This window comes from Janthinobacterium agaricidamnosum (assembly GCF_003667705.1).
In the GTDB taxonomy this organism is placed as follows: Bacteria; Pseudomonadota; Gammaproteobacteria; order Burkholderiales; family Burkholderiaceae_D; genus Janthinobacterium.
This window is the reverse complement of the sequence record NZ_CP033019.1, coordinates 876,597-897,468: the sequence shown is the minus strand read 5'-3', so window position 1 is coordinate 897,468 and position 20,872 is coordinate 876,597. Positions and strand designations below refer to the sequence as shown.

Here is a 20,872-nt window from a genome sequence, read left to right as displayed (position 1 = left end):
TTTACTCTGCACGGAACCCATCATGCAAATCACCAATCAATTCACCAAATGGCTGCGCCTGGCCCTGAGCGTCACCGTCCTGGCCGGCATCCTGACGGGCTGCGGCTACAACGACTTCCAGAGCAAGGACGAAGCCACCAAGGCCGCCTGGGGCGAAGTGGTCAACCAGTACCAGCGCCGCGCCGACCTGATCCCCAACCTGGTCAACACCGTCAAGGGCTATGCCACGCACGAGCGCGAAACGCTGGAAGCGGTGACCAAGGCGCGCGCCGCCGCCACCAGTTTCCAGATCACGCCCGAAGTGCTGAACGACCCGGCCGCCTTTGAAAAGTTCCAGCAGGTGCAGGGCCAGCTGTCGTCGGCCCTGTCGCGCCTGATGGTGGTGTCCGAGAAATACCCGGATTTGAAGGCCGACACCAGCTTCCGCGACTTGCAGTCGCAGCTGGAAGGCACGGAAAACCGCATCACCGTGGCGCGCCAGCGTTACATCGCCGCCGTGCAAGATTACAACGTGCATGCGCGCAGCTTCCCGAACAACCTGACGGCGATGATCTTCGGCTACAAGGTCAAGCCTTCGTTCACGGTGGAAAACGAAAAAGCCATTTCGACCGCGCCGACCGTCAACTTCGGCAAATAAGATGAAAGCCTGGTCTTATCTGGCGGCGCTGGCGACGGCGCTGCTGCTGTGGACAGCCTTGCCCGCCAGCGCGCAGGGCTTGCAGCCTGTGCCGCCGCTGGCGGCGCGCGTGACGGACAACGCCGGCATGCTCGATGACAAGCAGAAAGCGGCGCTGGAAGGCGTGCTGGCCGACTACGAAGCCAAGACGGGCAGCCAGATCGCCGTGCTGCTGGTCAAGAGCACGGAACCGGAAGCCATCGAGCAATACAGCATCCGCGTGACGGATGCCTGGAAGCTGGGCCGCAAGGGCGTCGATGACGGCGTGCTGCTGATGGTGGCGAAGGACAACCCATCGTCCTTGCGCCGCCTGCGCATCGAGGCGGGCCGTGGCGTGCAGGGCGTGCTGACCGATGCGCAATCGAAACGCATCCTGCAAGACGTGATCGCCCCCCATTTCAAGCAAAACGACTATTACGGCGGCCTGGTGGCCGGCATTGGCGCCATCGCTACCTTGCTGAACCAGGAGCAATTCCCCGCACCGGCGCAAAAACAGGCCCCGGCGACCGTGGAAGCGGGCGGCCTGACCTTCTGGCTGCCGCTGCTGTTCTTCGGCTTTCTTGTGCTCGTGACCGTGTTCCGCTCGCGTGGCGGGCCGAACCGGCTGCAGCGCGGCAGCAACTGGTCCAGCGGCGCCACGGGCGTCGTGCTGGGCAGCATCTTGAACCAGGCGCTGAACAACCGCGGTGGCGGCTTCGGCGGCGGTGGCGGTGGTTTTGGCGGTGGCGGTGGCGGCGGTGGTTTCGGTGGCGGCGGCGGCGGTTTTGACGGCGGCGGCGCCTCGGGAGATTGGTAATGACGAAACAACTGACATTCGGACAACGCTGCGGACGGGCCCTGAAACATTTGCGGGGCACGCCGGCGACGGCGCGCCAGGCCTTTCCTGAGCGCACCCTGAAAGCCATCGAAACGGCGATTGCCGACGGTGAAACGATGCACCGGGCGGAAGTGCGCCTGATCGTCGAAGCGGCCCTGACGCCGGGCATGGCTTACCAGGGCGTGAGCAACCGCGAGCGGGCGCGCGAACTGTTCGCCCAGTACGGCGTGTGGGATACGGAAGACAACGTTGGTGTGCTGATCTATATCAACCTGGCCGAACACCAGGTCGATATCGTGGCCGACCGCAACGTGGGCCGGCGCGTCACGCCGGAACAGTGGCAAGCCGTGTGCCGCACCATGACCAAAGGGTTCAAGGATGGCAATTACCACGACAGCACGCTCGATGCCTTGCAGCAGCTGAATACCTTGCTGCAAAGCCACTTCCCCGCCAATGGGACGCGCGGCAACCAGTTGCCGAACGAACCCATCCTCCTCTGATTCATGCCCAGGGATTAAAATCTGCCCATTGCCGCGCGGGCTGGTGTTCCTGGCAGCGCGGCCCCCATACCCCGCCGAGGAGCACACATGAAATTAGTCAATAAAACCGCCATCGTCACGGGCGCCACGCAAGGCATCGGCCTGGCTTGCGCCACCCGCCTGATCGCCGAAGGGGCGCAAGTGATGCTGGTCGACATCAAGGAAGAAGGCGCGCAGGCGGCCGCCGCCCTCGGCCCGCAGGCACGCTTCTTTTGCGCCGACGTCAGCCAGAAGGCGGACGTGGACGCCATGCTGAAGGAAACCTTGGCGCAGTTCGGCCACATCGATATCCTCGTCAACAATGCGGGCGTCACGCATGCGGCCGATTTCCTCGACGTCTGCGAAGACGATTTCGACCGGGTCATGCGCATCAACCTGAAATCGATGTTCCTGTGCGGCCAGGCCGTGGCGCGCGAGATGGTCAAGCGCAACAGCGGCTGCATCATCAATATGTCCAGCGTGAATGCGGAGCTGGCGATCCCGAACCAGGTGCCATATGTGGTGTCGAAAGGCGCCATCAACCAGCTGACCAAGGTCATGGCCCTGAACCTGGCGCCGCACGGCGTGCGCGTGAACGGCATCGGGCCGGGCACCATCCTGACGGAACTGGCCAAGCAGGCAGTGCTGTCGAGCCCGCAGGCGCGCCACACGATTTTGTCGCGCACGCCGCTGGGCCGCTGCGGCGAGCCGGAAGAAGTGGCCGGCATCGCCGCCTTCCTGGCCAGCGATGACGCTACCTACATGACGGGCCAGACCATCTACGTCGATGGCGGACGCATGGCGCTCAACTACACGGTGGCCGTGAAAGAGTGAAACAGGCGAGTTATATCAAAAAAGAATAATGCATATCTAAAAAGATCATTAGACACATATCGTGCGACGCAGCATAATGCACCTGTCTCCACTATTCTCCTCCAAGAAAATAGTTTTAAGCCCGCTTTCACCAGCGGGCTTTTTTTTTGCTATTGCTGCTGCAACATGGCCATTCTTGCCATTTCTCACAATCTACCCGTTCATTCTGTCTGCCGCAAAAAAATGTTGCGGCGTGTCATCAGCCCGTCATTTTCGCCCCCTATACTTGCTTCATCTGCTGTACAGGCAACCGATATGCCTGACTACAGACAGGTGTGCCGCCATGGCACACCACTCCCCTTTCATGACCGTGGCGGGCGCCGGCAAGGCGCGCGACAGGGTAAGTACCGAGCAACTCTCAACTCTTGACCCTTTCATTTGGGTTTTTGGCCCGCGCCCCCGCGGGCCTTTTTTTTTCCTGTCCGGCAAGCTCTTGCGCAAAAACACGGTGCCCCGCCACGCACATGATATTGTGACTGCCTTTCCACCCATCCTGACGCATCATGCCTGCAGCCTTGTCCGAACTTTGTTTTGCCGACCGCTACGAACGCCTGCGCTACCGCACAGCCCTGCTGTTGTATGTGCTGGTGATTTTGATCGGCGACATCCCCGGCGTGCGCGCGGACGTGGGCCAATATGCATCGGGCGGCGTGCTGCACTCGTTCGGCTATGGCGTGCTGGCCCTGATCCTGTTCAGCGGCACGGCCGGCGGCATGGCCCGCCGGGCGCTGCTGTCGGTGCTGATGGTGGCAGCCATGGGCGCGCTGGACGAATTTATCCAGAGTTTCCTGCCTTACCGCCATGGCGCCGTCAGCGACTGGGTGGTCGATATCACGGCCGCCACGGCCGTGGTGCTGCCGCTGTACTTCCTCTGGCCCGGCATGGCCGCCGCCGCGCTGAAGAAGGCGCGCGGCTGATCAGGGCGCCGCGCCGTCGCCGGCGCTCAGCGCCAGGGGCAACTGGCCTTGCCCGGCCGCGGCCCGGCCGGCGATGCGGCGCAAGGCCGCGTGCATCTCGCGCCGGCTGTGCGCTCCCGCCGCGCGCGCCGCATCGCGCCGCATTTCCATCAACTGCTCGGACCGTGACAACCTCGTCAAGGCATGCAGGGCCTGGGTCAGCGCATGGCGGGCGCGCATATCGTTCGCCGTGCCCGGCGCACCATACACCGCAATCACCAACTCATTGATCAGCTTGACGCTAGTGGAATCGGAAGCCATTTATTCTCCTGAGATAAGCAGCGGGAAGGACAGCGGGACAGCGCTGACGCTGTGCACATTCGCACAAGAATGTCTTTTATACCAAGCTCGACAATTGAAGCGCTTGATGTATCTCAATGTGAAATAACAAGGATCGAACATCTTTCCTTCCCTGCTCTCTTACTAGCAGTAGTTACGGCCATGCCTGGCATGCGCCATTGACGCTGACCTCCGCCACACCCTGAAAACCGGGTTACCACTTTGTCAGACCAAGAGGAGAACAAGATGAGAGCAAAAAAAACCATGGCGCTGGCCGGCCTGCTGTGTACGCTGGCCGCCTGCAATTCGAATCCGAACAACACCGGCATGAGCAGTACGAATGGCCGCAGCGGTGAAAGCTACAGCAATACGGCCGGGACGGGCAGCACTTCGACCGGAACCGGGACCGGGACCAGCACCAGCAGCACGATGAGCAATGCCGGCACCGGCAGCGCCGACACGCGCACCTCCACGGCCAATAACGCCATGAACATGGACGGCAGCCAGACGGGTGTCAGCATCGCCTCTGCCACGGTACAGTCGATCGAGCCAGTGCCGCGCGGAATGGATCAGCGCAGCGGCGACATGCAATCCGGCAGTTCCGGCACAGCGGGCAGCACCTCGGGCAATACGCAGTACCGGGTCACCCTGCGCCTGGACGACGGCAGCACACAAACCCTCATGCAAAACTCCCAGCCCAGCTACCAGATCGGCGATCACGTCAAGGTGGTCAACGGCTTGCTGCAGCGCTACTAGGCATACCGCGTCGCCATGCGCGATAGCATCCGGGACTGGCGTTCCCGGACGCTGAACGCCAGCGCGACACCGCGCCGCCAGCGTGCTGACACAGGCAAGGCAGATATTTCATCTGCCTTGCCTGTTGCCTGTTGCCTGTTGCCTGTTGCCTGTTGCCTGTTGCCTGTTGCCTGTTGTGTATTGCCTTTTCTTGTCTACGCCTTTCCCTGCCTTTCCCCATTTGCGCCTTTTCCCTGTTTGCGCCTTTTCCCTGTTTGCCTATCCATCCTGCGCCGGGAGCGCCGTTCCAGGCTCCCCCGGGCGCAAGCGCCTATTCCACCATGCTCACCTTGCGCCGGCTGGCCGCCAGCCCGGCGATCTGTTCCGCCGCTTTTTTCCCGGCCAGGAAGGCATGGTCGGAATTGTAGTATTCCCATTCGCTGTAGCGCCCCGCCAGCACGATATCCTGCGTGGCCAGCCAGGCCTTCACCAGCGCCACATTGGCGGCCCGCGCGTGGTCGTACACGACATAGGCGTAAGGCATGTCCACCTGGTTGGCAGCCAGCAGCCGGTCGTCGTCGCGCAGCAGGCCCACGGCGATGCAATCGGCCATGCAACGGTCGATCAGGGCTTGCCCATCCAGCGGCAACGGTTTCCAGGGCGAATAACTGATCTCGCACGTCAGGCCAAAGCCGCCCGGCGCATTGCAGTGGGGGCTGGCGTTACCTTGCAGGAAAATGCGGTGGAATATCGTCTCTTCCGGGTAGTAAATCCAGTGTTTCTCGCTGATGTTTTCACGTGCCACGCCCAGGTTGACGCAGCGCACGGAAATATGCCGCAAGGCGTGCGCCGCCGCCCGTACCTGCTGCGGCGCCTGCTCGCCGCTCAGGCGCACCAGTTCCGGCAAGGGCATGGTGCTCAGCAAGTGCTGGTAGCGGAAGCGGCGGCCGTCGGCCAGCACGATTACATGCTGGCGCGGCAGGATCTGCACCACCTCGGCGTTGAGCTCCAGCTGGCCTTGCAGATGCGGCAGGAAGCCCGACATCAATGCCTGGAAACCACCGCGCAAGGGATAGCCGAAACGGGCATTCGGACCCATCGGCCTGGCCACCGGTTCGAGCGCGCCCTCGATGATGTCTTCCAGGTTCGGCAACGGTACCCGCCCGCCCAGCCACGACGTTTCCATCTCGGCCAGCGGTACAGTCCATAATTTCTTGTTGTAGGGAATGGCGAAATGGCGGGCGATGCCGCTGCCCCATACCTGATGGATGAACTGCTCGAAATTGAGCCCCGCCTGGGGCGGTGCCGCCACGGCATCGTGCGCCTGTTCCAGCCCCGTGCCGCCGTCGGCGCAGCAGTCTTCCACGGCGCAGGCCCCCGCTGCCGCATGGCCCGACACGGCAGGCGCCTTGCCGTAGCGCGCCTCGATGGCTCCCATGATGCATTCCTTGATGACGGCTGGCGGCAAGCCGTACAGCGCGCCCTGGAAAGGATAGCGCGTGTAGACCTGCTTGCTGTACACCCAGGCTTCGCGGTTTTGCCAGTGCAGGTTGGTGCCCAGCAAGGTGCGGTACATGTCGAGCACATAGTCATCGTTGGAAAACATGATGTGGCCCGCATGGTCGAAAGTAAAACCGCGGTCGACGATGGAGCGGCACCAGCCGCCCACCGTGGCATTTTTGTCCAGCAACAAGGTATCGGCGCCCAGGTGATAGGCGGCGCTCAAGCCCGTCGGACCCGCACCGATGATGGCGCAGGCCACGGCTTGCGGCGCACCGGGCGGATGCAGGAGGTTGACGCCGGCGCCCGGTGCGGCAGCCTGTGCCGTACTGACGGCGGGCGCCGCCTGGCGGGCCCCCTGCACCGGCGGCGTCGTGTCGAGCAAGTGGCGCATCTGTTCCACCGTGGCATCCCAGGAGGTACCCTCGACGATGGCGCGCATGCCGGCGGCCATGGCCGCGCGCTGCTCCGGCGTCGCAGCCAGCGCCGCCTCGCAGGCGGCAACAAAGGCATCGGGCGTGTCGGCGATGGCCACGATGCCGCCATACGGCACGGCCACGTCGGTGATCGAGGTGCTAACGATGGGCAACTGCGCCGCCATGTATTCGAGCACCTTGGTAGGACTGATGAAGCGGGTCGCCTCGTTCCGGGCGAAGGGCAGCAGGCACACGTCCCAGCCGGCCAGGAAGTGCGGCAGCGCCTGGTACGGCTGCTGGCCCAGGTAATGGATATTTTGACGCTGCGGCAGGCTGGCCGGGTCGATCTTGAGGATGGGGCCGACGAGCACGATTTGCCAGTCGGGATGGGCATCGGCCAGCGCCGCCACCAGGGCAGGCTCGAAACGCTCGTCGATCACGCCGTAATAGCCCAGCCTGGGACGTCCGATCTCCGCTTGCGCGGGATGGCCGTTGTGGCGGTCCAGCGCCTGTTCGAAGTGCACGGTATCGACGCTGCTGGCGAAGCAATGGACGTTCGCATGGCGCGTGCGTTTCGCCTCGAACAGGCTGGGGCCGCCCGCGAACACCAGTTCGGCGCGCGCCAGCAGGGCCGTTTCGCGCTGCAGTAATTGTCGCGGAGCATTTTTGAATGCGGCCAGTTCATCCATGCAGTCATACACCACCAGGCCCGCGTGCAGGGCCGGCAGCAGCGGCAGCGCCATCGGCGTATAGAACCAGACGATGGGGTCGTCGGCGGGCGTGATCTGGGCCAGCAGCGGTTGCAGCACGGCCAGCTGGTCGTCGTGAAAACCGGGCGCCCGCACGGCCGTGCGGGGCTGGCACACGGTCACGTTCGGCGCCGGGGTCGACAGCTCCAGCGTACCCGGCCCGTCGTGCCAAACAGGTTCCTCGATGAAGACCACGCGGTAGAACTGCGCCAGCCGCGACAGCAGCTGTTGCGGCCGCTGATACACGAAATTCCAGCGCAGGTGTGAAAAGACGATAATGGTTCGCATGCCAGTTCCTTTCTGCCCCGCCGGGGCAAACGTTGAACAAAGGTGTTCGGTCAGGCGCTGGGCCTGCCGTAGCGCCGCCGCATAGGGCGGCGAGAGGATGCGCCGCAGCCGCTCCCCTCCCGCCTCTTCCAGGCTGACATCCCACAAGCCGCTGCGGTGCCAGTGGCTGGCATCGTCCCAGTCGGGGCGGTCGATGACGGGATAGATGCAGATGCCGCGCAGATCCGCGCCGTGCTGGACTGCCAGTGCCGCCTCGGCGGCCACGTCGCGTATCCAGGCGCCGCGCCCGCTGCCCACGTGGCTCGTTTCCGCCAGCAGCAGCGGCCGCCCATAGCGCCGCCCCACTTCCAGCAATAGCTGGTACAGGGGCATGCGGCGCGGCTCGCCCAGGTGCCACCACAGGCGCAGGTTGCTGCCGCTTTCCCACTGGTTGCTGTGGTAATAGTTCAGGCCGATCAAGTCCAGGTAGCGCGGCGCGCCGCCCAATTCCGGCGCCCGGCGGCCGCACAGCATGTCCCAGGCCTCGAACTGCGAAGCGCGCCAGGCGGCCGCCTGGTCGACCCAGTCCGGCCGTCCCGGCGGCGCGATCACGTGGATCAGGGGATCGCATTGCAGGAAACGCGCATGCGGGCTGACGGCGCGGATGGCGTCGCAGCCGGCCACGGTGGCGCGCACCAGTTGCCGCTTGCCTTCATGACCCGCGTCCGGCCGCTGCATGTTCAGGCACTGGAACATGTGCACCGACAAACCCCAGCTGGTAAACGAGATTTCGTTGACGGGCGAATACACGGGCTTGCTGCCCGCATAGGGCGCGAGAAACTGCGCCGCCGCCCTGCAGTAGCGGGCAAAGCGCGGCACGAAGTCCGGCGAGAACAGGTCGACGTCGGGCGGCCAGCCGTAGTGGCAGAAGGTCCAGTTGACCTGCAGCCCCAGTTCCCGCGCCACGGCGGCGCGCTCCTCGATGCAGGAAAAATCGAAACGGCCGTCGCGTTCGGCCAGGCGCCAGCCTATGCTTTCGCGCACGCTGCGGATACCGAACTGGCGCAGCAGCAGGTAGTCTTCGCGCACCCTGTCCAGGTGGCCCGTGGCGCGGTTCATGTCCAGCGCCTGGCCGCCGTGCGTGACGTGGTCGGCACCCTCGTAGCCCGCCTGCCAGTAAGTCAGAAACGGCGCTGCCGCGCCATCGGTATCGGCCATGCCTGCTCCTGTTAATGTAGGGACCAGATGAAACTTGTCAGGCCCGGCTTGCGTTCAATTGAGCCGGATATTGCGGGTGGCCGCGCTGAGCAGTTCCAGCGCGGCCTTCGGCGTTCGGTCCGCCGTCAGCAGGCCATTGGTTTCCTGGAACGTGTCGGCGAACTGCGTGTAGCAAAAGCCGCTGAACATTTGCGCCGTATTGACGACCGTCATCAGGCGCCGGTACAGGTCGAGGAAGGCCGCCTCGTTCCCCACGCGCGCATAGCCCCAGGTATCGGTTTCCCCCTGCTCCCGGTCAAAGGCGATGCCGCCAAATTCCGTGAGGACGATGGGCTGGCCCCGGTGCGGAAAACCGTCGAGCGTGAGGATACGCCCGCCCGGGCGGCGCTGGTCGAACAAGGTGGTGCGGGCCGAATCGCTGATCGCATAGCGCGCCTGCAGGCGTTCCGGATCGCAGTCGTAATCGTGGATGCCGAGGATGTCGGTGGCCGACGCTTCCCAGCCGTCGTTGCCGATCACGGGCCGCGTGGGATCGAGCGTGCGCGTCAGGTGGTACAGCGCCTCGACGGCGTTGCGGTGGGCCTGGATGGCCGTCAGGTTGGGCACGCCCCACGATTCGTTGAACGGCACCCAGACGAGGATGCACGGGTGGCTGTAGTCGCGTTCGATCACGTCCGTCCATTCGCGCACCATGCGCGTGATGGCCTTGCCGGAAAAACGGTAAGTGGACGGCATTTCTTCCCACACCAGCAAGCCCAGGCGGTCGGCCCAGTACAGGTAGCGCGGGTCCTCGATCTTCTGGTGCTTGCGCACGCCGTTGAAACCCATGGCCTTGGCCAGTTCCACGTCGTGCCGCAAGGCCGCATCGGAAGGCGCCGCCAGCAGGGTGTCGGGCCAGTAACCCTGGTCCAGCACCAGGCGCAGCGGATACGGCCGGCCATTGAGCATGAAGCGGTCGCGGTTGATCGCCACCGAGCGCAGCGCCGTGTACGACCTGACCGTGTCGAGCAAGGCGTCGCCATGCCGCAGCGTGACTTCGGCATCGAGCAGGATGGGCCGCTCCGGGCTCCACAGCAGTTCGTTGCGCGAATCGTCGATGCCGGGATCGGACAGGGCGATCTTGCGGCTCGCTTCGTTTTCGATCAGCTTGTACTGGTCGTCGGCCAGCAGATTGTCGCCATGCCAGATGCGCACGCCCACGATGAGATCGTCGTGCAGCTCGCCCATGGCGAACACGTCGCAGCCGATTTCATAGCCCTCGAACACGGGCGTCCAGCGCAGCTTGCCGATATAAGTGGTGGCCACGCGCTCGATCCACACGCTTTGCCAGATGCCCGTGGTGCGCGGATACCAGATGGAATGGGGCAGCAGTTGCCAGTCCTGCTTGCCGCGCGGCTTGGCCAGGTCGTGCGGATCGTCCTCGACGCGCACCGTCAGCACCTGCGGCCCGTCGGCCAGCAGGGCATGGCTGATGTTGGCGACAAACGGCGTGTGGCCTCCCTCATGCTCGGCCACCACGTGACCGTTCAGCCAGACCTTGGCATGGTAGTCGACGGCGCCGAAATGCAGCAGCACGCAGGGTCCGCCCGGCTGCAGCAGGAAGTCGCGCTGATACCAGCATATGCGGTGAAAACCGCGGTCGCCCACGCCGCTGGCCTGCGATTCCGGCGGAAACGGCACGATGATCTCGTGCGTCCAGCCGATGCCGCCGTCGGGCAGGCGGTAGCGCCGTTCATTGTCGAAGGTGAAACGCCAGGCGCCGTTCAGCGATTGCCAGTTCTCGCGCACCATCTGCGGGCGGGGATAGGCAAAGCCGCCCGCGCCAGGCAGGGCAGTACCGGCCAGGCCGTCATTCGTATGGGGTGGGGAGAGATGGTCATCGAGCATGCCAATTGGATGCATGCGGCATGGGGCAAGTTCCGCCGTATGGGACTTGGGCGGTGATGCATGAGCAGGATCAAACCATGCTCAGTCGAGCGGAACCAGCATGCGTGCGTGGCGTCCCAAAGCGTTAAAGCGCTGTACCACCGTACGCCCCGCGCTGGCCGCGCATTGCTTGCGGCACAGGGCCACGCAAGCGCCGCCAAAACCGGCGCCCGTCAGGCGCGCGCCGTACACGGCCGACTGCGCCGACAGCAGCGCCACCAGCGCATCGAGCACCGGCAGCGATACCTCGTAATCGTCGCGCAGGCTGGCGTGCGACTGCGCCATCAGCTGGCCGAAGCGCACGGGACCATGCTGGCCGCAAGCCTGCAGCACGCGCAGGTTTTCGCTGACCACGTGGCGCGCGCGGCGGCGGTACGGCTCGGGCAAGCCTTCCACCACGGACGGCTCGCGCACGTCGCGCAGTGCCGCCACGCCCAGCAGGCGCGCCGCCTGTTCGCACTCGGCGCGCCGCACGTTGTAGGCGCTGCCGGCCAGAGTGCGCGGCACGCCGCTGTCGATGACCAGCACCTCGCTGTCATGGGGCAGCGCCAGCAGTTCATGGCGCAGGGTGCGTGCGTCGAGCAGCAGCATGTGATGTTCGTCGGCCAGGCTGCATGCCATCTGGTCCATCACGCCGCAATTGACCTGCGCGTAGCGGATTTCCGCCTGCTGCCCCATCAGCGCCAGCGACACGTCATCGATCTGCAGTCCCAGCAACTGGCGCAGCGCGCGCAGCATGGCGATCTCCAGCGCGGCGCTGTTCGACAGGCCGGCGCCCGGCGGCACGTCCGAATCGATATGGCCGCGCACGGCCGGCACCGCGACGCCGCGCTCCTCGAGCAGGCGTATGCAGCCTTCCAGGTAGCGGCCAAAGCCGGGCGGTGCGGCGCTCTGGCGCTCGAAACGCACGAGTTCGTCAAGGGTGGCGGAATAGAACTGGTGGTGCCCGTCGGCGGCCAGCGCCAGCATCACCCGCGTGCGCTGCGGCGTGGCGCACGGCAGCATGTAGCCATCGTTGTAGTCCGTATGCTCGCCCAGCAGGTTGACCCGTCCGGGCGCCGAGGCCGCCACCACGGGGACGGCGCCGAAATACGCGTCGGGGGTGATCATTGCACTTCCAGGGTCAGCGGACGCCGCCGTCCCTGCACCGTTGCCGCCGGCCAGTCGGGATCGCAAGTCAGGTTGTGCAGGCGCCCGCCGCTGAGCAGGAAAGTGTCTTCCACCATGCTGCCGGGCAGGCTGGGATGGAAGGCCACGGCCATGCCGTCCTTCAGGGCGATTTCCGTATGCGCGCCGGCGGCCACCTCGGGCGCGCGGTAGCCGGCGATGCCGCCCTGCCGGAATTCCTGCACCGTATCGGGCTGGCCCGCATAGGCATAGGCGCTGTCGAGCGCGTGATACACCATGCTCAGCGCATGCCCCGCCACGCAGGCATCGAGCGCCACCGCTTCGAGCGCCAGGATGGCCGCGTCGGCTTCGCCGATGCCGTCGCGCGCGGGACGGAAACGGCGCTGGCGGCTCAGGCTGGCGCACAGGCCGAAACCTTGCGCGCACAGCGCCAGCACGGCCCGTTCGCCCAGCGGCGACGCGGCGGGCGGCGCGCGCCGGTAGCGCTCGAAGCGCTCGGCGCCGGCCGCCAGCACGTACACGGCATGCAGGCCGCGCGACCACAGGGCGCGGGCGCAGGCGCCGGCCAGCTCCTGCTCGCTCCAATCGGGCCGCGCGGCGCGCAGCGCCTCGCTGGCGGCAGCGGAAGCCAGCCGCCCCACTTCGCGGTAGCGCGCCTGTTCCGGTGCCAGCAAGGGCAGGCGCTCCTCGCGCAGGGCGACGGGCAGGCAGCGCTCGTGCAGCCCGGGCCGGTCGCACAGCACGGGCCGCCCCTGCGCCGCATGCTGCACGAAATGCTCGCGCAATTCGGCCAGCCGGGGTTGCATCCACGGCGTCACTTGCCAGGTCCAGCAGCCGCGCACCTCTTCCTGGCGCAGCCGCTGCGCCTCGGCCGCATCGGTCAGGATGTAGGCCGCATCGCGCGTGACGAGCACCTCGGCACAGCCGCACTCGGCCGTCTGGCAGGTGCTGCCCGACGCGCCGGCCGTGGCCCAGGCGAACCAGTCCACGCCGCGCAGGCGCAACGCGCCGGCCTTTTCCTGTTCCAGCCAGCCACGCATCTGCGCCAGTTTGTGCGCAATTTCCAGTTCGACATTCCAGTTCATGCGATTTCCTCTGCCATTTCCCATGCCACGCGCACTTGCTGCAGCTGCCGCGCCGATTCCTCGGGCAGGGCATCCATGGCGTACATGCCGGCGGCCAGCTCGGTGCCGGCCAGATATTTGAGCCGTTCGCGCGTGCGGTACGGCGGATAAAACTGTGCGTGCAGCTGCGTTTCCGGATGCGCGCGGCCGTCCGGCGGCGCCTGGTACCAGGCCATCAGGTAAGGCATGGCGCGCTGCCACAAGCCGTCGTATTTCAGCAGCACGGTCTTGAGGGCGCGCGCCAGGTCGTCGCGCTGCAATGCCGACAAGGCCGCGAAGCTGTCCGTCTGCCGCAGCGGCATCACCCACGCTTCATACGGATAGCGGGCGCAGGCGGGCACAAAGGCGATCGCCTCCGGTCCCAGGTACAGCAGGCGCGCGCCGCCATCGGCTTCGCGCCGCGCCATGTCCACCAGCAGGGCCTGGCCATGGCTGGCGAAATATGCGTGTTCCTGCTCCAGCATGCGCGCCGGCACGGGCGGCACAAAGGGGTAGGCGTAGATCTGGCCATGCGGATGGTGCAGGGTCACGCCCACTTCCGCGCCGCGGTTCTCGAACGGCAGCACGTACGCGATGCCTGGCCGGCTGGCCAGCTGTGCCGTGCGCTCCCCCCACACCTGCAGCAACAAGGCGATGTGGCCGGGCGCCAGCGTGCCCAGCGAGGCGCCCGCATCCTGCGCGAACACCACCACTTCGCAATGGCCGCGGGCGGGCGCCGTGGCGACCGTCAGGTCGGGCGGATCATGGGCATGCGGCGCCAGGGTGGGAAAGCGGTTGTCGAAGACGGCGATATCGAAGTCGCCGGCAGGCAATTCCGTCGGCTGCGCGGGATCGCGCGTGGGCGCCAGCGGGTTGTACGGGGCCGGCGGCAGGAAGGGGCGGCCCTGGCGGTAAGCCGCATACGCCACCCATTCGCCGCGCAAGGGATGCCAGCGCAAGTGCGGATTGGCCTCCTGCGGCTCGGGGAAGGGACTCGGTGCAACGCCGGCGACGACGATGGGACGCCGGCTGTACAGGGTCAGCTGGCGCCCGTCGGGCTTGGCAAGTTGCTTGCAATACATGATGTTTCGCATTCTTAAGACACGAATTCTTAAGACTGGCACTGGCAACAAAAGTTCCACAGTCTGCAAATATTTACCAGATTTGCTCAACACCGGTTTCCCGTCGAGACGAGTTTTTTACCGATCAGTACGCAAATTCCCGATTCGCATTATCATGTGCACAGCCTGTCATCCCTGCCGCTTTCAAGGCCGACCCTGTTGTCGTCAGGGGATAGACAAATCGTCCATTGTGATTTTCCACCACGTCCCGATATCGCTACCATGATTCCATTTTCCATACTCGACCTCGCGCCCATCGCCGAAGGCAGCAACGCCAGCCAGTCGTTCAAGAACACGCTGGACCTGGCGCAGCACGGCGAACGCTGGGGCTACAACCGCTACTGGCTGGCCGAACACCACGGCATGCCCGGCATCGCCAGCGCCGCCACGGCCGTCGTCATCGCCCATGTGGCGGCCGGCACCAAGACCATTCGCGTGGGCGCGGGCGGCGTGATGCTGCCGAACCACTCGCCGCTCGTCATCGCGGAACAGTTCGGCACGCTGGAAGCGCTGCACCCGGGCCGCATCGACCTGGGCCTGGGCCGCGCGCCCGGCTCCGACCAGACGACGGCGCGCGCGCTGCGCCGCGACTTGCAGTCCGACGCGGAGCAGTTTCCGCAGGACGTGCTGGAATTGATCGACTATATGTCCGACGAACCGCGCCAGCGCGTGCTGGCCGTGCCCGGCAAGGGCGCGAACGTGCCCGTGTGGATACTGGGGTCCAGCCTGTTCGGCGCCCAGCTGGCCGCCCACCTGGGCTTGCCGTATGCGTTCGCCTCGCACTTCGCGCCGCAAATGATGATGCAAGCCGTGGCCTATTACCGCGAACACTTCAAGCCGTCGAAGCAATTGACGAAACCGTACGTGATGCTGGGTTTTAACGTCTTTGCCGCCGACACGGATGCCGAGGCGCACCTGCGCGCCACGTCGATGCAGCAAGCGTTCGTCAACCTGCGCACGGGCCGTCCGTCGCGTCTGCAACCGCCCGTGCCCGGCTACCTGGAGCAACTGGGCCCGCAGGAACGCGCCATGCTCGATTCCGTCCTGTCCTGCACGGCCATCGGCGCGCCGGACACGGTGAAGGCGAAGATGGCCGCCTTCATCGCCGAAACGGGCGCCGACGAACTGATGATCACCTCGCAAATCTTCGAGCACCAGCACCGGCTGCGCTCGTATGAAATCACGGCGCAAGTGCATGCGGAGCTGGCGCGCGCGCAGTAACTTCACTGTCTTCCTCGGTATTTCCCCAAATACCCTTTTCCCGGCCGTCGGCAACGATCGCCGGGATTTTTTTGCTCGCGTCCAGTCACAAAATCGGCCGCGCCCGGCAAGAAATGCGCAGCCCCGCTATCATGCTCATCCAAAAGCATCATTCCAAGAAAGTTGTACCGCATGAAATCCGCACCCTCGTCCGTCGATGCCAGCACCCTGCTGAGCTCCACCCGCATCCTGTTGTTCGCCCTGTCCGCCGGCGTGCTCGTCGCCAGTCTGTACTATGTGCAGCCGCTCACGTCCATGCTGGCCGCCTCGTTTGGCGTAAGCGTGCCGCAAGCGGGCTACCTGGTCACGGCCACGCAGATCGGCTATGTGCTGGGCATCGTGTTTTTGGTCCCCCTCAGTGACGTACTGAACCGCCGCCAGTTGCTGACGTGGATGCTGATTGCCAAGATCGGTGCCCTGTTGCTGGCCGCCACCAGCCAGAATATTATCGTCTTTGCCGTCGCCAGCGTCTTGATGGGGATCACGGCCAGCGCCTTGATGGTGGTCACGGCCATGGTGGCGTCGTATGCGCCCGACCACAGCCGGGGCCGCATGGTGGGCACCGTCATGACGGGTTTATTATTGGGCATCTTGCTGGCGCGTACCGTCTCCGGCACCGTGTCGCAGATCAGCGGCGGCTGGCGCACCGTCTACGTGCTGGCCGCCATCGTCGTGGCCGCCCTGCTCGTCATGCTGCGCCGCATCCTGCCGAACGAAGCGCCGCGCGGCAAGCTGCAGTACGGCAAGCTGATGGCTTCCCTGGCCGACATCATCCGCCAGGAACCCTTGCTGCGCCAGCGCGCCCTGTTCTCGGGCCTGGGCCTGGGCACCTTCAGCGTGTTCTGGACGGGCCTGACCTTCCTGCTCAGCGGCGCGCCGTACCACTATTCGGAAATGCAGATCGGCCTGTTCGGCCTGGCGGGCGCCACGGGCGCCTTCGCCGCGAATACGGCCGGCCGCATGGCCGACCGCGGCTATGCGCGCCAAGCCACGTGGCTGCTGGCCGTCGCCTCGATCGCGGGCTGGGCCCTGATCGGCTTCGGCGCCCATTCGCTGGCGCTGCTGTTGATCGGTATCGTGCTGCTGGACATGGGCGTGATGGGTTTGCAAGTGACGCACCAGTCCATCATCTATAAACTGGCGCCCCACGCGCGGGCCAGGGTCACCACCGTCTTCATCGCGGGCGGCTTCATCGGCGCGTCGGCAGGCTCGGCCCTGGCCAGCGCCAGCTTCGCCGCCGGCGGCTGGCCCGCCCTGTGCATGGTGGGCGGCGCCATGCCACTGTTGCTGCTGATCGTGTGGAGCAAGTACCGGCATACGCAGCGCAGGCTGGAACGGGCGGCTTGATCCGGCGCTGCGGGGCTGCGGGGCCAACAATGTTGTCGGGTTACGCGCTGGCGCGCTAACCCGACCTACGCACTTGCTCCAAGCGAACAGGCGTAGGTCGGATTAGCGGGGCCGCCGAGGCGCGGCGAGGCCGCGCGTAATCCGACAACGTTGTTTGCACAGACCACGTCTTATTTCGCGGCTTGCCCGCGCGCCTTGCCAAACGCATCGCCCGCCTTCCAGGCCGGCATTCTGGCCGCATTCGCCACGGCTTGCCCCAGGTTCAAGGTGAATTGCGCCTGCTGCGTCATGCCGGACAGATCCCAGCTGGCGTCGTACTCATCGGTCACCTGATGGTAGCGGGGGCCGTAGGCGGCCGCCTTGGCTTTCGACGCTGCCACGTCCTTGATATACTCGCGTCCGCCATTGATGGAAAACGCGGGCACGCCCGCCTTGGCAAAGCTGAAATGGTCGCTGCGGAAATAGCCGCCGGCCAGGTCGGGACGCGCAGCCGCAATGTGCATGCCCATGGCTTTCGCCACCGCGGCGGCCATCGCGCCCAGCTCCGTGCGCTCGCTGCCCTGCGCGCCGATGTCATGCGTGGCGCCCACGAAGTTCAGGCTGTCGAGGTTCAGCGCGGCGGCCGTCTTGTCCAGCGGCCACAGCGGGTCGGCCGCGTAGGCGGCGCTGCCCAATAGCCCCTGTTCCTCGGCCGCCACCCACAGGAATATCTGCGTGCGCTTCGCCGGTTTCTTGACGGCTTCCTGCGCCATGGCCAGCAAGCCGGCAATGCCGGAAGCGTTGTCGACGGCGCCGTTGTAGATCGTGTCTCCAGAGTCACCTTGCTTGCCCAGGTGGTCCCAGTGGCCGCTGTAGATGACGGCTTCATCTTTCAATGTCGGGTCGGTGCCCGGCACCATGCCCGCGATATTGAATTGCTCCACCTTGCGCACGATGGACTTCATCTCGCCCGACAACTTGGCGTTCAAGGCGACGGCCTGGAAATCCTTGTTTTCCGCTTTGACGCGCAAGGCGTCCAGGTCCTGGCCGCCCGCCGCAAACAGCCGGCGCGCCGCGTCTTCCGCGATCCAGCCCTGCAATGGCGTGCCGGCAGTGCGGTCGGCCAACTGGAAGCGCTCGCTGCCGCTCCAGCTGTTCTGTACGACGCTCCAGTCGTACGAGGCGGACGGTTTCGTGTGGATCAACAATACGCCCGCCGCGCCCTGGCGCCTGGCTTCCTCGAATTTGTAGGTCCAGCGGCCGTAATAGGTCAGCGCCTTGCCGGCAAAGCGGTTCGGATCAAGCGCGGTCGGCTGCGGGTCGTTGACCATCATGACGACGATCTTGTTTTTGACATCGGCGCCCTTGAAATCGTTCCAGCCCTCTTCCGGCGCCGTGATGCCGTAGCCGACGAACACGAGCGGCGCGTCGAAGGTGTGCGCGGCAACGGAGTCGCCCGTGGCCCACACCCAGTCGGGGCCGAACGCCAGCGGCACGGGCTTGCCGCCGGCCACCGCCTGCAGGCTGCTCTCGGCAGGCAGCGACTTCACGCCGGCGATTTGCACGCTCTGGCGGTAGCTGTTGCCGCGCACGGGTTGCAGTCCGGCCATCTGCGCCTGGGTTTCCAGGTACGCCACCGTCAGGTCGGCGCCGCGCTGGCCCGTGCCCCGGCCTTCGAGCAAATCGTTGGACAGGAAGGCCAGGTGGGCGCGCAAGGGCGCTTCCTGCACCACGGGCAAACCGGTAGCGGCCTGGGCGGAAAACGCCAACGCAGTCAAGGCCAGGGAAGAAAACAGCTTCTGCATAAGATCCTTTGGATAAGAGGAGACATTCAGTCCGGCGGATAGCCGGGCCGGCGATTGTATGCCATGGGGCAGGCGCGGCAAAATGCGGACGAAAAAAATCCCCGCGGCAAGGCGGGGATGTCATGGCCGAGTAAATTACACGAGCAAGGCGGCCGCCAGCGATTCGATCTCTTCGGCCGATTCCTCGAGTATCGTGTGCAGGGTGCTGCCGCCGATGCCGAAGTCGATCTTCGCCGCCGCCTGGCGCCGCTCGGCGCTTTCCGGCGGGTGCAGGGGCGAGCCGACGGGCGACAGATCGTTGGCCAGCACCAGGGTCGCGCCCAGGGTGCGGGGCGGGAACGTGCTGCCGCCGTGCCACATGCCTTCCACGGCCTGCAAGACCATGTCCGGCACTTGCAGCTGGCGCAGCACGCCGCGGCCGATCAGCTTTTCGCCGTATTCGATCCAGTCTTCGGTATTGTCATCGAGCAAGCCCGGATATTCCTCGGCGCGCGACAGCAGATAAAAGCCGCCCACTTCGTGCACGATGGCGGCAAACATGGCCGTTTCCACATCCACGTGCGTGACTTTCCGGGCGATCACCTGGCTCAGCGCGGCCACGTGGGCCGTATGTTCCCACAGCCTGGCCGCCTTGGCGCGCAATTGCGGGTCCGTGATCTGGCTGCCCAACTGGCGCACGATGACGGATGCCACCATCGATTTCAAGGTGGCAAAGCCCAAGCGCGAAACGGCTGCGCGCACATTGGCGATTTCATTGCCGGAACGGTTGTAGGCGGCCGAGTTGGCCAATGCCACGACCCGCGCCGACAGCAGCGGCTCGGCCATGACCATGCGGGCGGCCGCTTCGATATGGCAATCGGGGTCGTCCAGCGCTTCCTGCAGCTTCAAGGTGGCCTTGACGTTGGCGGGGAACGTCAGCTCGCCCTTGCTCGCTTGCAACGCGATAATCTTGAATACTTCCAGTCTGTCCATGGGTCAATCTCCGGTACGGGCCTATTAGGCTCTGCTGTGTGGGTGGGCCGGGAACGCGCATGTATCCCCGGCCTGGCTCCCGTTTCCGGCAATATTACAGCAAGTTTATACGCAACCCTATTACTTTCCGGAAACTTTCCCTGCCACGCCTTCGACAAAATAATCCATCTTCGTCAGCGCCGCATCGTCGAGCACGCCTTTGTCCAGGCGCACCTTGCCATCGTTATCCTTGATCGGCGCGCTGAAAGGATTGAGCTTACCAGCAACCAAGTCTTTCTCGCGCGCCAATACAAACTGTTTCACGTCGGCGGGCACGGCCGCATTGATGCCTTCCAGCTTGACCATGCCATCCTTGATGCCGCCCCAGGTGCTGCTGGACTTCCACGTGCCGTCCAGCACGGCCTGCGCCTGCTTCGTGTAGTAGTCGCCCCAATGGTGGGTGACGGCGGCCAGCTGCGCCTTCGGCCCGTACTTTTTCATGTCCGAGTGGTAGGCGATCGCATACTTGCCCTTCTCTTCCGCCGCCTGCACCACGGCGGTCGAGTCCGTGTGGTGGGTGACCACGTCGGCGCCCTGGCCGATCAGGGTGATGGCCGCGTCGCGTTCCTTGCCCGGATCGAACCAGCTATTAACCCACACCACTTTCACTTCCGCCTTCGGGTCGACGCTGCGCATGCCGCGCGTGAAGGCGTTCACTCCCTGCAACACTTCCGGGATGGGGAACGCCGCCACATAACCGGCCACGTGGGTCTTGCTCATCTTGCCCGCCAATACGCCGGCCAGGTAGCGGCCCTCGTAGAAACGGGCATTCGTGTTGGCCACGTTGACGGCCGTCTTGTAGCCAGTCAGATGAATGAACTTCACATTAGGAAATTGTTTCGCCACTTTCAAGGTGGGATTCATGTAGCCGAACGAGGTCGTGATGACCAGCTTGCTGCCCGTCTGCGCCAGGTCGCGGATCACCCGTTCCGCATCGGCGCTCTCCGGCACGTTTTCCACAAACCTGGTGCTGATCTTGTTGCCCAGCGCCTTTTCCATTTCCTTGCGCGCCTGATCGTGCTGGGTGGTCCAGCCCGCGTCGCCGATGGGGCTGATGTAAACAAAACCGACATTCAGCGGCGCAGTCGCGGGGGCGGCGGCCATGGCGGGCATGACGGACATCAGCGTGGCACTGCAGACGGCGGCGCACAATAGTTTCTTGGACATGATTTTCCTTGTGGTCAGTGA

At 65.1% G+C, this 20,872-nt stretch carries 17 protein-coding genes; 8 read left to right on the top strand and 9 right to left on the bottom strand.

Annotated elements, in window-relative coordinates:
* Positions 1-22: 22 nt before the first annotated feature.
* The 5 genes from D9M09_RS03970 to D9M09_RS03950 all read left to right on the top strand — a co-directional run bounded on the left by D9M09_RS03970 (position 23) and on the right by D9M09_RS03950 (position 3,801).
* Positions 23-637, top strand: a complete 615-nt coding sequence (locus D9M09_RS03970) for a LemA family protein (protein ID WP_070221362.1) — start codon at positions 23-25, stop codon at positions 635-637.
* 1 nt (position 638) lies between these two features.
* The gene (locus D9M09_RS03965; RefSeq protein WP_121668632.1) at positions 639-1,472 is read left to right on the top strand and encodes a TPM domain-containing protein; all 834 of its coding nucleotides are present in this window, start codon (positions 639-641) and stop codon (positions 1,470-1,472) included.
* A complete protein-coding gene (locus D9M09_RS03960) occupies positions 1,472-1,993 on the top strand; it encodes a TPM domain-containing protein (protein WP_070312036.1) in 522 nt (173 codons plus the stop codon). Before D9M09_RS03965 ends, D9M09_RS03960 begins: the two co-directional genes overlap by 1 nt.
* An 87-nt stretch (positions 1,994-2,080) precedes the next feature.
* The gene (locus tag D9M09_RS03955) at positions 2,081-2,845 is read left to right on the top strand and encodes an SDR family NAD(P)-dependent oxidoreductase (RefSeq protein ID WP_035825332.1); all 765 of its coding nucleotides are present in this window, start codon (positions 2,081-2,083) and stop codon (positions 2,843-2,845) included.
* 542 nt (positions 2,846-3,387) lie between these two features.
* Positions 3,388-3,801: a VanZ family protein gene (locus tag D9M09_RS03950; RefSeq protein ID WP_070288585.1), complete on the top strand. Its 414-nt coding sequence runs from the start codon at positions 3,388-3,390 to the stop codon at positions 3,799-3,801.
* Here the strand turns inward: D9M09_RS03950 and D9M09_RS03945 are convergent, their stop codons facing one another.
* Positions 3,802-4,101, bottom strand: coding sequence for a hypothetical protein (locus D9M09_RS03945; protein WP_070312035.1), 300 nt, complete (start codon positions 4,099-4,101; stop codon positions 3,802-3,804).
* A 264-nt stretch (positions 4,102-4,365) separates the two neighbouring features.
* Here D9M09_RS03945 and D9M09_RS03940 point away from each other — a divergent pair, with 264 nt between their 5' ends.
* A complete protein-coding gene (locus D9M09_RS03940) occupies positions 4,366-4,875 on the top strand; it encodes a hypothetical protein (RefSeq protein ID WP_162995565.1) in 510 nt (169 codons plus the stop codon).
* 310 nt (positions 4,876-5,185) lie between these two features.
* Here the strand turns inward: D9M09_RS03940 and D9M09_RS03935 are convergent, their stop codons facing one another.
* The 5 genes from D9M09_RS03935 to galT all read right to left on the bottom strand — a co-directional run bounded on the left by D9M09_RS03935 (position 5,186) and on the right by galT (position 14,243).
* Entirely contained in the window at positions 5,186-9,004 is a 3,819-nt protein-coding gene (locus D9M09_RS03935; RefSeq protein ID WP_121668630.1) for an NAD(P)-binding protein, read from the bottom strand.
* Positions 9,005-9,058: 54 nt separating this feature from the next.
* Positions 9,059-10,795, bottom strand: a complete 1,737-nt coding sequence (locus tag D9M09_RS03930) for a glycoside hydrolase family 2 protein (RefSeq protein ID WP_070310074.1) — start codon at positions 10,793-10,795, stop codon at positions 9,059-9,061.
* A gap of 177 nt (positions 10,796-10,972) precedes the next feature.
* Positions 10,973-12,040 (bottom strand): galactokinase, encoded by a 1,068-nt coding sequence (galK, locus tag D9M09_RS03925; protein WP_121668629.1) that lies wholly within the window; start codon positions 12,038-12,040, stop codon positions 10,973-10,975.
* Positions 12,037-13,143, bottom strand: a complete 1,107-nt coding sequence (locus D9M09_RS03920; protein ID WP_070218144.1) for a M24 family metallopeptidase — start codon at positions 13,141-13,143, stop codon at positions 12,037-12,039. The genes galK and D9M09_RS03920 overlap by 4 nt, the downstream gene beginning before the upstream one ends.
* Positions 13,140-14,243, bottom strand: coding sequence for a galactose-1-phosphate uridylyltransferase (gene galT, locus D9M09_RS03915; protein ID WP_121668628.1), 1,104 nt, complete (start codon positions 14,241-14,243; stop codon positions 13,140-13,142). Before galT ends, D9M09_RS03920 begins: the two co-directional genes overlap by 4 nt.
* 261 nt (positions 14,244-14,504) lie before the next feature.
* Between galT and D9M09_RS03910 the strand changes: the two genes are divergently transcribed.
* Entirely contained in the window at positions 14,505-15,503 is a 999-nt protein-coding gene (locus D9M09_RS03910) for an LLM class flavin-dependent oxidoreductase (protein ID WP_121668627.1), read from the top strand.
* Between the two features lie 171 nt (positions 15,504-15,674).
* The gene (locus D9M09_RS03905) at positions 15,675-16,889 is read left to right on the top strand and encodes an MFS transporter (protein WP_121670958.1); all 1,215 of its coding nucleotides are present in this window, start codon (positions 15,675-15,677) and stop codon (positions 16,887-16,889) included.
* 170 nt (positions 16,890-17,059) lie between these two features.
* On the opposite strand, the gene D9M09_RS03900 is transcribed toward D9M09_RS03905, so the two are convergent.
* The 3 genes from D9M09_RS03900 to D9M09_RS03890 form a co-directional block, all read right to left on the bottom strand.
* Positions 17,060-18,673: a M28 family peptidase gene (locus D9M09_RS03900; RefSeq protein WP_121668626.1), complete on the bottom strand. Its 1,614-nt coding sequence runs from the start codon at positions 18,671-18,673 to the stop codon at positions 17,060-17,062.
* Between the two features lie 135 nt (positions 18,674-18,808).
* Positions 18,809-19,645 carry an HDOD domain-containing protein gene (locus D9M09_RS03895; RefSeq protein WP_121668625.1) on the bottom strand — a complete coding sequence of 279 codons (837 nt, stop codon included), beginning with the start codon at positions 19,643-19,645 and terminating at the stop codon, positions 18,809-18,811.
* 120 nt (positions 19,646-19,765) lie between these two features.
* Positions 19,766-20,851, bottom strand: coding sequence for a BMP family ABC transporter substrate-binding protein (locus D9M09_RS03890; RefSeq protein WP_121668624.1), 1,086 nt, complete (start codon positions 20,849-20,851; stop codon positions 19,766-19,768).
* Between the last annotated feature and the right edge of the window lie 21 nt (positions 20,852-20,872).